This is a genomic window from Pseudoduganella sp. SL102, from assembly GCF_027856995.1.
Taxonomy (GTDB): Bacteria; Pseudomonadota; Gammaproteobacteria; order Burkholderiales; family Burkholderiaceae_D; genus Rugamonas; species Rugamonas albidiflava.
The window spans coordinates 1,458,586-1,472,216 of sequence record NZ_CP115554.1; the positions used below are offsets into that span (position 1 = coordinate 1,458,586).

Consider the following 13,631-nt stretch of genomic DNA (forward strand, 5'->3'; position numbering starts at 1 on the left):
TCATGACACCGCAGTCCCACCACATCGCTTCGATCCCGCCGCCGGCCTAGCAGGTGCGCGCGTGCCGCGCCACCTGCCCGCGGCTTTCCCGATTCACCGTTCTCGTCTTGCACTCCGCCTCTCCGCACTCCGGCGGCGTGTGCCCGCGTTCGTCCACCATTCACAACCAGGAGACTCCATGCATCAAAAAAACACGACACTGAAGGCTTGCGCGCTCGGCGCATCGCTGCTGCTGGCGCTGGCCGCCTGCGGCTCCGGCAACGACAGTAACGCGGCGGCGGCCGTCGGCGTTTCCGACAGCGCGCTGGTTTTCGACAGCGCGAAGTACACCACCATCAACGTCACCATCGATGGCGCGCAGGTGCCGGTGCGCTGGTACAGGGAGGTGTGCTACGTGGCGAAGCCGGTGGCGATGGCGGCCACGCAGACGGCCCTCAACGGCAGCAGCACCACGATCGCCAACACGGCATGCGGCTACCAGAGCATGAACATCTTCGTGCCGGAAAGCGCGGCGGCCAGCAACGATACGGCGCTGTACTTCGCCGTCAACAACAGCGGCTGGTTTGCCAGCTATATCAGGGCCAGCGTGGCCGATGGCGCCAGCTTCGACAGCGCCACCAGCCATGTGGGCGCGGCACTGAAGGCGGGCTACGTGTTCATCGACGTGGCCACGCGCAGCCGCGGCGTGGCAGCGGCCGACGGCAGCTGGCCCGGCAAGGCACCTGCGCCCGTGGTCGACGCCAAGGCGGCGATCCGCTACCTTCGCCTGAACGATGCGCGCATGCCCGGCAGCGCGAGCCGCATCGTGGTGAACGGCACCAGCGGCGGCGGCGCGCTGTCGTCGATCATCGGCGCATCCGGCAACAGCGCTGACTACCTGCCTTACCTGGCTTCGGTGGGCGCAGCCGGCATTGACGCCAGCGGCCAGAGCACGCTGCGCGACGATGTCCTGGCCATCAATGCGTATTGCCCGATCACGGACCTGGGCAACGCCGACCTGCACTATGAATGGCTGTACACCGCGTTCGGCACGCGTGCCGCGGTGGGGCGCAATCCGAACCCGTCGGGCAGTGCGCAGCTGGCGGCGAAATTTTCCGCCTACCAGCAGGGCCTGAAGCTGGCCAATAGCGGCGGCGCGGCCCTGACGGCCGACAACATGATGGACCAGATACGCCAGGAAGTGATCCGCTCGGCCGAGGTCTACATGGCGGCCGGCGGCACCATCCCCGACCTGGGCGAGGCGATGCCCTACACCAGCGCCGGCGCCGCGAAGTCCTATATCAACGACTGGCTCGATGTCGACAACGGCGCCAGGAAAGTGGTGTCGCTCGACATGGAGAAATACCTGAAGTTCGTGGCCACGCAAGCCACGCTGAAGGCGGCGCCGGCGTTCGACCAGACCGGCATGTCGGTCACCGCCGCCAGCGGCGAATCGAACCTGTTCGGCACGGACAGCCAGAAGTACAGCAACTTCACCGAGTACGGCTGGGACAACAACGACGCGCACGGCGACGGCATCGGCTACGACGATACCGGCATCACCGGCAGCCGGCATTTCAGCCTGGCGGCGACGCCCATCATGACGCAGGTGAAGCTGGTCAATCCGATGGCCTACATCGGCACGGGCGGCAGCAGCGGCGCCGACACGGCGCCTTACTGGTACGTGCGGCACGGTACGCGCGACCGCGACACGGCATTTACCGTGTCGATCAACCTCGCGCGTGCATTGCAGGCCGACCCGAACGTGCAGGAAGTGAACTACCGGCTGGCGTGGAACCAGCCGCACGCCGGCAACTACGATGTGCCGGAAGCGATGGCGTGGATCGCGCAGGCGCTGAAGGCCGCCGCGGCAAAGGGCCTGTAGGCGCCTGGCTCGCCGTTGGACTCAGGCCCCGGTCGCCACCGGCCGCTCGGGCGCCGCGCACCACTCCGACCACGAGCCCGGGTACAGCGCGGCCCCCGGCAGGCCGGCCACTTCCAGCGCCAGCAGGTTGTGGCAGGCAGTCACGCCGGAGCCGCACTGCATCACCGCGGCGGCCGGGGAGGCAAACAGCGGCGCGAACTCGTCCTTCAGCTGCGCGGCCGGCTTGAACTTGCCATCGGGCGCCAGGTTGTCCTTGAAGAAGCGGTTCTTCGCGCCGGGGATGTGGCCGCCGACCGGATCGATGGTTTCATTCTCGCCGCGGAAGCGGTCGCTGGCGCGGGCATCGACCACGGTGAATGCGCCGGTGTCCAGGTTGGCCACCACGTCGTCCACCGACACCGTGCGCATCAGCGACGGCCGCTCGGCGATGCCGCCGGCGGTCCGTTGCGGCGCCAGATCCGCCGTCACGGGCTGGCCCGCGGCCTGCCATGCCGGCAAGCCGCCATCGAGCACGGCCACCGCTTCATGGCCGATCCAGCGCAGCAGCCACCACAGCCGCGCGGCATACATGCCGCCCTGGGCGTCGTAGGCCACCACCTGGCTGTCGTCGTCGATGCCGAAGCGGCGCAGCGCCTGGACCAGCGCCGCGCGCTCCGGCAGCGGATGCCGGCCGCGGAAGGTGCTGCCGGTGCCGGTCTTCGGGCCGGACAGGTCATCGTCGATGCTGGCGAATTGCGCGCCCGGGATGTGGCCGGCGGCAAATGCTTCGCGGCCGAAGGCCGGGTTCAGCAAATCGTGGCGGCAATCCAGGATGACCCATTTCGGGTCGGCGGCATGGCGGGCCAGGGTGGCGGCGTCGATCAGGGTAGTGTGCATGGGGCTCCTCAAACTTCGCTGGCGATAGGGTCGGTCGAAGCAACGGCCTTGCCGCGCTCGGTGTTCCGGGTATTGTAGAACGTGGCGGCACTGCCCGAGGCGAGGATGATGCCGATGCCCAGCCAGCTGTGCCAGTCGAACGAGTCGGCAAACACGAGCACGCCCCAGATACTGGAAAACACGATGCCGGTGTATTGCAGGTTGGCGACCACCAGCGTGTTGCCCAGGCGGTAGGCGCGCGTCATCGAAATTTGCGCGGCGGTGGCGAACAGGCCGATGCCGAGCAGCAGCAGGAAACCATATTCGCTGTTCAGCGAGTGGAACACGACCGGGCCGCCACCCGCTTCGGCCACGGTGCCGAGCAGGCCGGCCACCACGTTCGACACGGCGAAATAGAACACCACGCGGTTTTCCGGCTCCCCGGCCAGGCCCAGCTTGCGCACCTGCATGTAGGCCACCGCCGTGAGGATCGACGAGAAAATCGCGATCAGCGCATACACCAGCTGGTCGGACTGGAACGCCGGCTGCAGCAGCAGCACGACGCCGACAAAGCTCATGCCCACCGCCACCAGCAGCGGCCATGCCACCTGGTTCTTCGCCTGCCACCAGCCATGCGCGAACAGCCACACGGCGATCCAGATCGGCGACAGGTAGTTCAGGGTCATCGCCGTGGCCAGCGGCAGCTTGGCGATCGAGTAGAACCACAGCCACAGGGAGATCACGCCCACTACGCTGCGCCACAGGTGGCCCATTGCAAAGCGCGTCTTCAATGTGCCGCCCTGCAGGCGGATCAGCACCAGCAGCACGGTCACGCCGACGATGCCGCGGTACATCACGATCTCCGAGGTGGAGAACATATCCGAGGCCAGCTTCACGCACACGCCCATGGCGGCGAACAGGAAACTGGCGAACAACATCCACAGCGATTGCATTGCATTCCTTCTGTTCAAATGATCGAGGGGACAGTCCGTTGCGATCCGGATCTGTCCCCTCGTTGTGTTTTATTTATACGGCGATTTTACTTCGGTACCATTCGTGGAAGTGCTGCATGCCGTCTTCCATCGGGCTCTGGTACGGCCCCGCGTCCGTGGTGCCCCGGTCCAGCAGGATCTTGCGGCCGGCATCCATGCGCAGCGCGATCTCGTCATCCTCGACCGCCGTTTCCATGTAGGCGGCGCGTTCCGCGTCCACGAACTCGCGCTCGAACAGCACGATCTCTTCGGGGTAGTAGAACTCCACCACGTTCTTGGTGCGGTTCGGGCCTTCCGGCCACAGGGTCGACACCACCAGCACGTGCGGATACCACTCGACCATGATGTTCGGATACAGCGTCAGCCAGATCGCGCCGAACGGCGGTGCTTCGCCGTTGCGGAACTTGAGCACCTGTTCATGCCAGCGCTGGTACACGTCCGAACCGGATTTCTTCAGGCCGCGGTTCACGCCCACCGTCTGCACCGAGTAATCGGCGCCGAATTCCCAGCGCAGGTCGTCACAGGAAACAAAGCCGCCCAGGCCGGGGTGGAACGGCTCCACGTGGTAATCCTCGAGGTAGACCTCGATGAAGGTCTTCCAGTTGTAGTCGCAATGGTGCACTTCCACGTGATCGAGCATGTAGCCGGTGAAGTCCAGGTCCTTCGTGACGGACATGTCCTTCAGCTTGTCCATCACGTTGTAGCCGTTCTGCTCGAACAACAGGCCGTTCCAGCTTTGCAGCGGCGCCTTGGGCAGGTTCAGGCACGGCGTCTCGGGGAAATGCGGTGCGCCGATCAGCTCGCCCTTCAGGTCGTAGGTCCAGCGGTGCAGGGGACAGACGATCGTGTTGGCATTGCCGCGTCCGTTGAACATCAATGCCTGGCGGTGCCGGCAGACGTTCGACAGCAGTTCGATACCCTGGGCATTGCGGACCAGCATGCGCCCTTCGTTCTCCGAGGCGAGCGTGGTGAAGTCGCCGACGTTCGGCACCATCAGTTCATGGCCCACGTAGCGTGGGCCGTTCTGAAACAATTGCTGCATTTCACGCTGCAGTAGCGCTTCGTCAAAGTAGACGTGGACCGGAAGTTGCGCGTGCGAACGCGCCAGCCTGGCGTGGGTACCCAGATCGGACATCCCAACCCCCCTTAATTAAAGTACTGCAAACCAAGAAGAGACAGAATCCGCAAAGACCTGAATTCAGAGTATGAGAACGGGTGTTTCGGACAGAACCGGAGATTATAGCGTGAACGGCGTGATACTGCCGATAAATCTTCGTTTCACCCCCGATGCGACCGGCATTGTGCGCCCTTTCGCCAAACAGGGGTGCCGCCCTGGCCGCAATTGCAACATGGCACGCCCGGCCGGGTTGTCATTTTGGACCGTGCGGGACACTTTGTTCTAAAATAACGGGCTAAACTCCAGCACTGAGTCAAAATCAAGACATGGTCAATAAAATTAACAGCGGTGAGAATGCCGCGCCTGCCCCCGCGCCTGCCTCCTTCGAAGAGGCCATGGCCGAGCTGGCGCAGCTCGTCACGCAGATGGAATCCGGCCAACTGCCGCTGGAGGCGTCGGTCGCGGCCTACGCACGCGGTTCGGAACTGGTGAAGTACTGCGCCGCCCAGCTGGAAAAAGTGGAATCGCAGGTGAAGATCCTGGAAGGCGACATGCTCAAGCCCTTCGCCGACAGCGACGAGGGCGGGCAATGACGTTCGCACCCGACGCCGTCACGTTCCAGGACTGGATGCGTGGCATCCAGCAAGGCATGGAAGCGGACATGTCCGCGTATTTACCGGCCGACACCGCCGAACCCGCGAAACTGCACGAAGCAATGCGGTATGCATTGCTGGGCGGCGGCAAGCGCGTGCGCCCGCTGCTGGTCTACGCGGCCGGTGCCCTGTTCGGTGCCGATGCGCCGACACTGTCGCGTGCGGCGGCGGCCGTGGAAATGATCCATGCGTACTCACTGGTGCACGACGACATGCCGTGCATGGACGACGACGACCTGCGCCGCGGCAAACCCACGGTGCACGTGGCCTACGATGAAGCAACCGCGCTGCTGGTCGGCGATGCCCTGCAATCGCAGGCGTTCACGGTGCTGGCCGGTGCGGAGGGTGTTCCGCCGGCGCGCCTGCTGGCCATGGTGCGGCTGCTGGCCGACGCGGCGGGTTCGGCCGGCATGTGCGGCGGCCAGGCGATCGACCTGGACAGCGTGGGCCTGGCGCTGACGCTGGAACAGCTGGAGCGCATGCACCAGCTGAAGACGGGCGCGCTACTGCGTGCCTCCGTGGTGCTGGGCGCGCTGGCCGGCAAGGACCTGTCAGCGACCGAACTGGAAGCACTGCATGCGTACAGCCGCGCGATCGGCCTGGCCTTCCAGGTCGTCGACGACGTGCTCGACGCCACCGCCGATTCGGCGACCCTCGGCAAGACGGCCGGCAAGGATGCCGCCGACAACAAACCCACCTACGTCTCGATCCTCGGGCTCGACGAATCCGTCGCCCTGGCCGAACAATTGCGGCGCGACGCCCACGCGGCGCTTGGCGCCTTTGGCGACGGCGCACAGCGCCTGCGCGAACTCGCGGACCTGATCGTGCAGCGGAAGGCATAAATGAACCTGCTTCAAACCATCAACAACCCGGCCGACCTGCGCAAGCTGCCGCGCCACCAGCTGGCACCGCTGGCCAACGAACTGCGCAGCTTCCTGCTCGATTCCGTGTCGAAGACGGGCGGCCACCTGTCGTCCAATCTCGGTACCGTCGAACTGACCGTGGCATTGCATTATGTCTTCAACACGCCGCACGACCGCATCGTGTGGGACGTGGGCCACCAGACCTACACGCACAAGATCCTCACGGGCCGGCGCGATCAGTTCCACACGCTGCGCCAGCTCGACGGCATCTCCGGTTTCCCGCGCCGCGTGGAAAGCGAATACGACACGTTCGGCACCGCCCACTCGTCCACGTCGATCTCCGCCGCGCTGGGCATGGCGCTGGCCGCCAAGATCAAGGGCGAACAGCGCCACGCGATCGCCGTGATCGGCGACGGCTCGATGACGGCCGGCATGGCGTTCGAGGCGCTGAACAACGCCGGCGTGGAAGAAGACTGCAACCTGCTGGTGATCCTGAACGACAACGACATGTCGATCTCGCCGCCGGTGGGTGCGCTGAACCGCTACCTGGCGCGGCTGATGTCCGGCCAGTTCTACGCGGCCGCGAAGAACGTCGGCAAGTCGGTGCTGCCGGCGCCGATGCTGGAGCTGGCGAAGAAGCTGGAAGAACATGCCAAGGGCATGGTGGTACCGGCCACCATGTTCGAGGAGTTCGGCTTCAACTACATCGGCCCGATCGATGGCCACGACCTCGATTCGCTGATCCCCACGCTGCAGAACATCCGCAACCTGAAGGGCCCGCAGTTCCTCCACGTGGTCACGAAAAAAGGGCAGGGCTACAAACTGGCCGAGGCGGAACCGATCCTGTATCACGGCACCGGCAAGTTCAACCCGGCCGAAGGCATCAAGCCCGCCACGGCGCCGGCCAAGATGACGTACACCGAGGTGTTCGGCAACTGGCTGTGCGACATGGCGGCGCAGGACGAGCGCCTGGTCGGCATCACGCCGGCGATGCGCGAAGGTTCGGGCATGGTGCGCTTCCATGCCGAATATCCGAAGCGCTACTTCGACGTGGGCATCGCCGAGCAGCACTCCGTCACCTTCGCCGGCGGCCTTGCCTGCGAAGGCATGAAGCCGGTGGTGGCGATCTATTCGACCTTCCTGCAGCGCGCCTACGACCAATTGATCCACGACGTGGCGCTGCAGAACCTGGACGTGACGTTCGCGCTGGACCGCGCCGGCCTGGTGGGCGCCGATGGCGCCACGCACGCCGGCAATTACGACCTGGCCTACCTGCGCTGCATCCCGAACATGGTGGTGATGGCCGCATCGGACGAGAACGAATGCCGCCAGATGCTGACCACCGCCTACCAGTATCCCGGCCCGGCCGCCGTGCGCTACCCGCGCGGTGCCGGCATCGGCGCGGCCATTGCACCGGAACTGACCACCATCGACCTGGGCAAGGGCGAACTGCGCCGCCAGGGCGAACGCGTGGCGATCATGGCGTTCGGCGCGATGGTGGCGCCGTCGCTCAAGGCGGCCGAGGGCATCAATGCCACGGTGGCCAACATGCGCTTCGTGAAACCGCTGGACGTGGAGCTGGTGAAGGAACTGGCCGCATCGCACGACTACCTGGTCACGGTGGAAGAGGGCTGCACGATGGGTGGCGCCGGCGCCGCCGTGGCCGAGGCGCTGGCCGAGGCGGGCATCGCCAAGCCCCTGCTGATCCTGGGCCTGCCCGACCAGTTCATCGACCACGGCGACCCGGCCAAGCTGCTGGCCAGCGTGGGCCTGGATGCCGACGGTATCGCCAAATCGATCAAGACCCGCTTCTTCGGCGGCGAACCGCGGCTGGTGGTCAGCAACGGCTGATCCGGCTGAGGGGCAAATGAAAAGCGGCGCATTGCGCCGCTTTTTTGTTTTTACCGCACCTGCGGCAAACATCGACGCACGCGATCCGGCGCCCGTCGATTGCGCACCTGGTGCATGGCCGACCTCAGGCCGCGAGCCGTTTCGTTTCGCTTGCCTTGCGGCGCCGTGCCACCGCACCGATGAGGAACAAGCCGGTCGCTGCCATCGCCCAGGTCGAAGGTTCCGGGACGGGGCTTACGCCATTGAATTCGTCGATCACCAGGTCTGCACCCCAGTCGAATTGCACATGACCGTATTCGGTCTCCCGGTAATATTCGGCGTCGTACTTGGCTTGCGTGAGCGTGAAGCCAGTACCGAAGAAGATCCGGTCGAGCACTTCGTTGAAATAGGTTGCATTGTCGAGAGAATGTGCCGCGCCCTGGAAGGTCAGGCTTAAATTTTTCATCCCCACATTGTTCAGCCTGACAAATACGCCGTCGGCGCGACTGTCAATGTTAATTTGCGCGTCGTAGTAATAGGGGCTGTGTTGCCAGGTTCCAACGGTCCCAAAGTCTCCAAGCTCGACAGCATATTCTCCTCGTACATGCATACTGTCAGCCCACCAGTAGACGGGCTCGGGAGAGTCGCCGTTGTGCCACACCTGATTGCCCGGTCCCTGGAGGTCATAGCTGATTTTTCCGGCTACGACGGAGCCGTTGGAATAGGTAGGACCACTGCCGAGTTTAACGGACGAAACCGGTTTGCCATCTTTCGTCAGGTTGGCCAACTCCGCAGAGAAGGTTATTTCCCGTGGTGCGGCAGCGGCGTGGAATGAGATTCCCAGCGCCATGATGGCGAGGGTGTAACGCAATGGGTGCATGGGTGTCCTCGATGATAATAAAATTTAAATAATATCATTATGTAATAAGTAATAAATATCCATGCTGAAAAATAATAATGCTTGCAAATCGAAAGTTAATTGCCGTGCACTCACGGTTTATTGCGTTGGTCCAGGATTCAAGGACCACAACCGAGGAGTGGTTGACAGTTATCCAGCGTGGATAGCGCCGCAACCGCCCGGGCCATCGCCGCGAATCCCGCATCGCCCGGATGCAGGTGATCACCCGAATCGTACGCGGGAAGCAGCCGCGCCGGATCGGCCGGATCGCGCAGCACCGCATCGAAATCGGCCACCGCGTCGAATTCGCCACTGGTCCGGATCCAGGCGTTCACATCACGGCGCACCGCCTCCTTCGCCGGCGTCCAGTACCCCTCGAACGGCGTGCCGGGTAGCGCATCCCGGAATGGCGGCAGCGTACCGCCGATGACCCGGACGCCGCGTGCATGGGCGCGGGCGACCAGCGCGCGGTAGCCGTCGACCAGCCGCTCCGCCGTCATCGGCGGGTCTTGCGGCGCGAACGGGGTGCCGGGCCAGCCGATATCGTTTGTCCCCAGCAGCACGACGACGGCCGTCACGCCGGGCTGCTCCAGCACGTCCGCGTCGAACCGTTCGATCGCCTTCACCCCCATCTTCGACGACAGCAGCCGCGCGCCGGAAATCCCGGCATTGGCGACGGCGATACCTTGCGGCGCAAGCCGCTCGGCCAGCCGGTCCGGCCAGCGGCGGTGCCGGTCCGGTGTCGAGCCATTGCCGTCGGTGATCGAATCGCCCAGTGCCACGATGCTGCCGCCCTGGCCGGCGACGTGGACGGCGGCGAGGAAGGCGCGGCCCTGCAAACGCTGCGCTTTGTCCAGCGTTGCCGCCGCCGTGGCATTGCCGGCTTCGATGTAGCCGGTCTGCTGGGCGCCCCAGTGGAAGGTCGCCAGTGGTGCCGGGCCCGGGAACCAGGTCGATACCGTCAGGCGTTCCAGTGCCACGACCGGGAACGCGAGAGGATCGCTGGTTGCCGTGCCGCCTGGCGGGATCGTGAACTCCGTGCTGCCGGCAAAAGTCAGTGCCCGGTTGCTGGCGGTGTCGATGGCGGACGTGGCGCCGGGTCCACCTGCCGTGCGGGCAATACGCACCGCGCCAACGGCCATCGGCACCGCGCCATAGCGGTTCGACAGCACGACGCGCACGCTGCTGCCGCCGGTGGAGAGCCGCAGCACCTCGCGCACCGTGCTGCCGGCAACGCTGGCCGGCACATTGGTCGGCAGGGCGAAGGCAGGGTCCCAGGCCGGCTGGGGCGCCGCGTACCAGCTGGCCTGCCAGTCCGACGCGGCGTGGGCGGGCATTGCCAGTGCGGCGGCAAGGACGACTGCGCTGAAGGATCGGATGGTGAACATGATGGCTCCTGGTCGATGGATAGGCGGGAGAGGCTATGCTCGGTCATTCCATTCACGCTGGGTAGGGGGCAAGATCGACTATCATTCATTCCAGACTGGAATGAGGGAGCCATGGATACGATCCGCTCGCTGCAATTTTTCGTTCGCGCCGTGGAACTGGGCAGCCTGTCCGCGGTGGCGCGCGAGGAGGGCATCACGCAACCGACTGTCAGCAAGGTCATCGCGGCACTGGAGCGCGAGGTCGGTGCGCGGCTGCTGGAACGGTCGACCACCAGCCTGGCGCCGACCGCCGAGGGGCGGCGCTTCCATGAGCGGGCGCGCGGTTTGCTGGCCGAGTTCGATGCCGCTGTCACGGAGGCGCGCGGCGGCGGCGCGGCCCTGCGCGGCCCGCTGCGTGTCAGCGCCCCGGTGGCGCTGGGGCAGTTCCGCCTCAACGCGCTGGTGCTGGAATTCCTGGCACTGCATCCGGCCATCGAACTGGAACTGATCTTGAACGACCGGATGGTCGACCTGGTGGAAGAGGGCGTCGACGTGGCCTTGCGGCTGGGCGGCGACCTGCCGGGCGACATGGTGGCGCGCAAGGTCGCGGTATCGGCGCGGCTGCTGGTGGCGGCGCCGGCATACCTGGCGCGCCATGCGCCGCCGCGGACGCCGGACCAGCTTGCGCAACACGAGCAGGTGCGCTTTGCCTGGCTGCTGGCCGGCGACGTGGTCACGCTGCACGATGGCAGCCGCAGCGTGGCGGTGACGGTGAAAAGCCCCTACCGCGTGAACCATGCGCTGGCGATCCGCGACAGCCTCGCGCAGGGCGCCGGCATCGGGCTGTGCCCGGCATGGCTGGTGGGCGACCTGCTGGACGCCGGCACGCTGCGGCCGGTGCTGCCGGGCTGGCATGGCACGCCGCAGGAAGTACACCTGCTGGCCGGGCGCCACCGCAGCGCGCGGGCGCGCGCCCTGATCGACTTCCTCGGCGCGCGCCTGCCGGCACTTCCCGGGTTCGACGGCGTGGCCTGACGCGGTATGGCGAGAGTGGCAATGGAAATATTTCCGCCTATTTAACAAACTCCCGCTGCATGACAATTACCCAGGCGGGCAAGCGGCTGACTTACCCCCTCCGTTAGTTTTTCCTGTAGGATACCGGCTTTCGTCCGCGCAAAACGCATGGCGAAAATCCAAGTCGAAGCTTGTCGCGGATCAAAGCGCACAAGCCGGTATTCATGCTGGGCAGGGAAACACGTCAACAGTTCTCATGTCCATCTTTTTCGGAGACGGAATGGGAGCAGGACGCCCACCTGTCCGGCGCACCGGCAAGCTGGTCGCGCTGGCCTGCATCATTGCGCTGGCGAGTGCCGCCGCCGCGGAAGCACTGCGCTGGTCCGGCGGTGTACAGCGGGCCGAGCAGCCCGCCGTCGCCGGCACCACGGTAACCGCACCGACCGCCATCACCATCAACGAAGTCAGCCGCTCGATCATCCCGATGCCGGCCGGCGTGCCGTCCGCGCATGCCAGCGCCCTGGCGGCACTGCCACGCGGCGACCTGCTGTCGTTCTGGTGGGCCGGCAGCCGCGAGAGCGGGCCGGATGTGAAGGTCTACGCGTCGCGCTGGTCGAACGGCACCTGGAGCAATAACTGGGTGGTGGCCAGCCGCGAATCGCTGGGCAAGGCGCTCGGTTTCGGCGTACGCCGCATCGGCAACCCGGTGGCCTGGACCGCGCCCGACGGCACGGTGCACCTGTATGTGGTGGCCACCGGCCTGGGCGGCTGGGCGGCCTCGCGCATCGTCCAGATGCACTCGCGCGACGATGGCGCGACCTTCACGGTGCGCCGCGTGCTGCCGCTGTCGCCGCTGTTCAATACGAGCACGCTGGTGCGCACGTCGGCGGTGCCCTTGGCCGATGGCGGCTGGTGGCTGCCCGTCTATTTCGAGATCGGCAACAAGTACCCGATGCTGATGTCGTTCGACGCCGGCGGCGAACCGCGCCGCATCGGCCGCATCGGCAGCGGCACCTCGTCGCTGCAGCCGGCCATCGTGCCCGTCTCGGCCACCGAGGTGCGGGCCTGGATGCGCGATGCCGGCGAAGGCCAGCGCGTGCAGCAGGCGCTGAGCCGCGATGGCGGCAACAGCTGGGAAGACCTGGCGCCGTCGCAGCTGTCGAACCAGAGCACGTCGCTGGCCGCGTTGCGCCTGTCCAGCGGCAATTTCCTGATGCTGTACAACCACGTGGCGGCGGGCGGATCGGACCGCAACGTGCTGTCGCTGGCGCTGTCGACGGATGCGCGTACCTGGCGCCCGCTGGCGGACATCGTCAGCGGCAAGCCGGGCGACGAGTTTTCCTACCCGACCATGCAGCAGGTGGGTGACCAGCTGCACATCACGTACACCCACCAGCGGCAGGCCATCGCCCATCACCTGCTGCGCATCACCCCTGGAAAGGAGCCGTTATGACCTTGCCCGATCTCGCCCTGCAGATCGTCTACGGACACGTGGCGTGGGCACTGGTGCTGGTGGCCCTGCTGACGGCTTGCGTGCCGCAGGTGGCCCGCCGCCACTGGCGCGCGGTGGCCGCCGGCCTGGTGGTACTGAGCGCGCTGCCCGGCACCTGGTCGCCCGCCTGGTGGCTGACGCTGGCCTTCCAGTACCCGAGCGGCTTGTTGGTGGGCCTCAGCCTGGTGGCGCTGGAGCGGCGGCGGCAGGGCAGTGCGCCCCGCATGGTGCTGCCGCTGGCGATGGCGCTGCCGCTGGCGCTGGGCGGCGCGGCGTTGTACCTGGATACCTTTGGCGTGCTGGCGCTGGGCCTGTACCATGGCGGCTTTGGCGCGGTGGGCGCGCCGCTGCTGGGCATCGCGGCGATCGCCGCTTGCGCCTTTGCCATCTGGCGCGGCCATGCGCTGCAGCCGGCGCTGGCCCTGCTGGCCGGCCTGCTGCTGTACGCGCTGCTGCGCCTGCCGACGGGGAACCTGTGGGATGCGCTGCTCGATCCGCTGCTGTGGATGTGGGCGCTGGGTTCGGCCGTGGCCGCCGGCGTGCGCCAGGCCGCGGGAGCGCGCGTGCCGGCCGTCCAGCCAGCATTGCCGCCGCTGCAGCCGCCGCAGCCAGCCCCGCTGCTGGCGGCCGAGCCGGTGCCCGCGGGCGCGGCCGGCATCGAACAACTTCAAACGCTAAGGGAGTAA

Annotated in this window: 12 protein-coding genes; 7 read left to right on the top strand and 5 right to left on the bottom strand. The window is 66.1% G+C overall.

Annotated features, from left to right (window positions below; all coding sequences use genetic code 11):
- Window positions 1–178 precede the first annotated feature (178 nt).
- Window positions 179–1,864 (top strand): subtype B tannase, encoded by a 1,686-nt coding sequence (locus OU994_RS06205; RefSeq protein WP_281610039.1) that lies wholly within the window; start codon window positions 179–181, stop codon window positions 1,862–1,864.
- A gap of 21 nt (window positions 1,865–1,885) precedes the next feature.
- Here the strand turns inward: OU994_RS06205 and OU994_RS06210 are convergent, their stop codons facing one another.
- The 3 genes from OU994_RS06210 to OU994_RS06220 all read right to left on the bottom strand — a co-directional run bounded on the left by OU994_RS06210 (window position 1,886) and on the right by OU994_RS06220 (window position 4,846).
- A complete protein-coding gene (locus OU994_RS06210) occupies window positions 1,886–2,740 on the bottom strand; it encodes a sulfurtransferase (RefSeq protein ID WP_281610040.1) in 855 nt (284 codons plus the stop codon).
- Window positions 2,741–2,748: 8 nt separating this feature from the next.
- The gene (locus OU994_RS06215; protein ID WP_281610041.1) at window positions 2,749–3,672 is read right to left on the bottom strand and encodes a DMT family transporter; all 924 of its coding nucleotides are present in this window, start codon (window positions 3,670–3,672) and stop codon (window positions 2,749–2,751) included.
- A gap of 73 nt (window positions 3,673–3,745) precedes the next feature.
- On the bottom strand, window positions 3,746–4,846 hold the full coding sequence (locus tag OU994_RS06220; protein WP_281610042.1) for an aromatic ring-hydroxylating dioxygenase subunit alpha: 1,101 nt from the start codon (window positions 4,844–4,846) through the stop codon (window positions 3,746–3,748).
- 308 nt (window positions 4,847–5,154) lie between these two features.
- Here OU994_RS06220 and OU994_RS06225 point away from each other — a divergent pair, with 308 nt between their 5' ends.
- From OU994_RS06225 to dxs, 3 genes are read left to right on the top strand one after another with little or no spacing between them, the layout of a single operon-like run.
- Window positions 5,155–5,421, top strand: coding sequence for an exodeoxyribonuclease VII small subunit (locus tag OU994_RS06225; protein ID WP_131147681.1), 267 nt, complete (start codon window positions 5,155–5,157; stop codon window positions 5,419–5,421).
- Window positions 5,418–6,323: a polyprenyl synthetase family protein gene (locus tag OU994_RS06230; protein WP_281610043.1), complete on the top strand. Its 906-nt coding sequence runs from the start codon at window positions 5,418–5,420 to the stop codon at window positions 6,321–6,323. The genes OU994_RS06225 and OU994_RS06230 overlap by 4 nt, the downstream gene beginning before the upstream one ends.
- On the top strand, window positions 6,324–8,195 hold the full coding sequence (gene dxs / locus OU994_RS06235) for a 1-deoxy-D-xylulose-5-phosphate synthase (RefSeq protein WP_281610044.1): 1,872 nt from the start codon (window positions 6,324–6,326) through the stop codon (window positions 8,193–8,195).
- A gap of 124 nt (window positions 8,196–8,319) precedes the next feature.
- Here the strand turns inward: dxs and OU994_RS06240 are convergent, their stop codons facing one another.
- Together OU994_RS06240 and OU994_RS06245 are read right to left on the bottom strand one after the other, a co-directional pair.
- Window positions 8,320–9,054 (bottom strand): PEP-CTERM sorting domain-containing protein, encoded by a 735-nt coding sequence (locus OU994_RS06240; RefSeq protein ID WP_281610045.1) that lies wholly within the window; start codon window positions 9,052–9,054, stop codon window positions 8,320–8,322.
- 137 nt (window positions 9,055–9,191) lie between these two features.
- Entirely contained in the window at window positions 9,192–10,460 is a 1,269-nt protein-coding gene (locus OU994_RS06245) for an SGNH/GDSL hydrolase family protein (RefSeq protein ID WP_281610046.1), read from the bottom strand.
- 111 nt (window positions 10,461–10,571) lie between these two features.
- Between OU994_RS06245 and OU994_RS06250 the strand changes: the two genes are divergently transcribed.
- The 3 genes from OU994_RS06250 to OU994_RS06260 all read left to right on the top strand — a co-directional run bounded on the left by OU994_RS06250 (window position 10,572) and on the right by OU994_RS06260 (window position 13,631).
- The gene (locus OU994_RS06250; RefSeq protein ID WP_281610047.1) at window positions 10,572–11,474 is read left to right on the top strand and encodes a LysR family transcriptional regulator; all 903 of its coding nucleotides are present in this window, start codon (window positions 10,572–10,574) and stop codon (window positions 11,472–11,474) included.
- A 259-nt stretch (window positions 11,475–11,733) separates the two neighbouring features.
- Window positions 11,734–12,906, top strand: a complete 1,173-nt coding sequence (locus OU994_RS06255) for an exo-alpha-sialidase (RefSeq protein ID WP_281610048.1) — start codon at window positions 11,734–11,736, stop codon at window positions 12,904–12,906.
- On the top strand, window positions 12,903–13,631 hold the full coding sequence (locus OU994_RS06260; protein ID WP_281610049.1) for a hypothetical protein: 729 nt from the start codon (window positions 12,903–12,905) through the stop codon (window positions 13,629–13,631). Before OU994_RS06255 ends, OU994_RS06260 begins: the two co-directional genes overlap by 4 nt.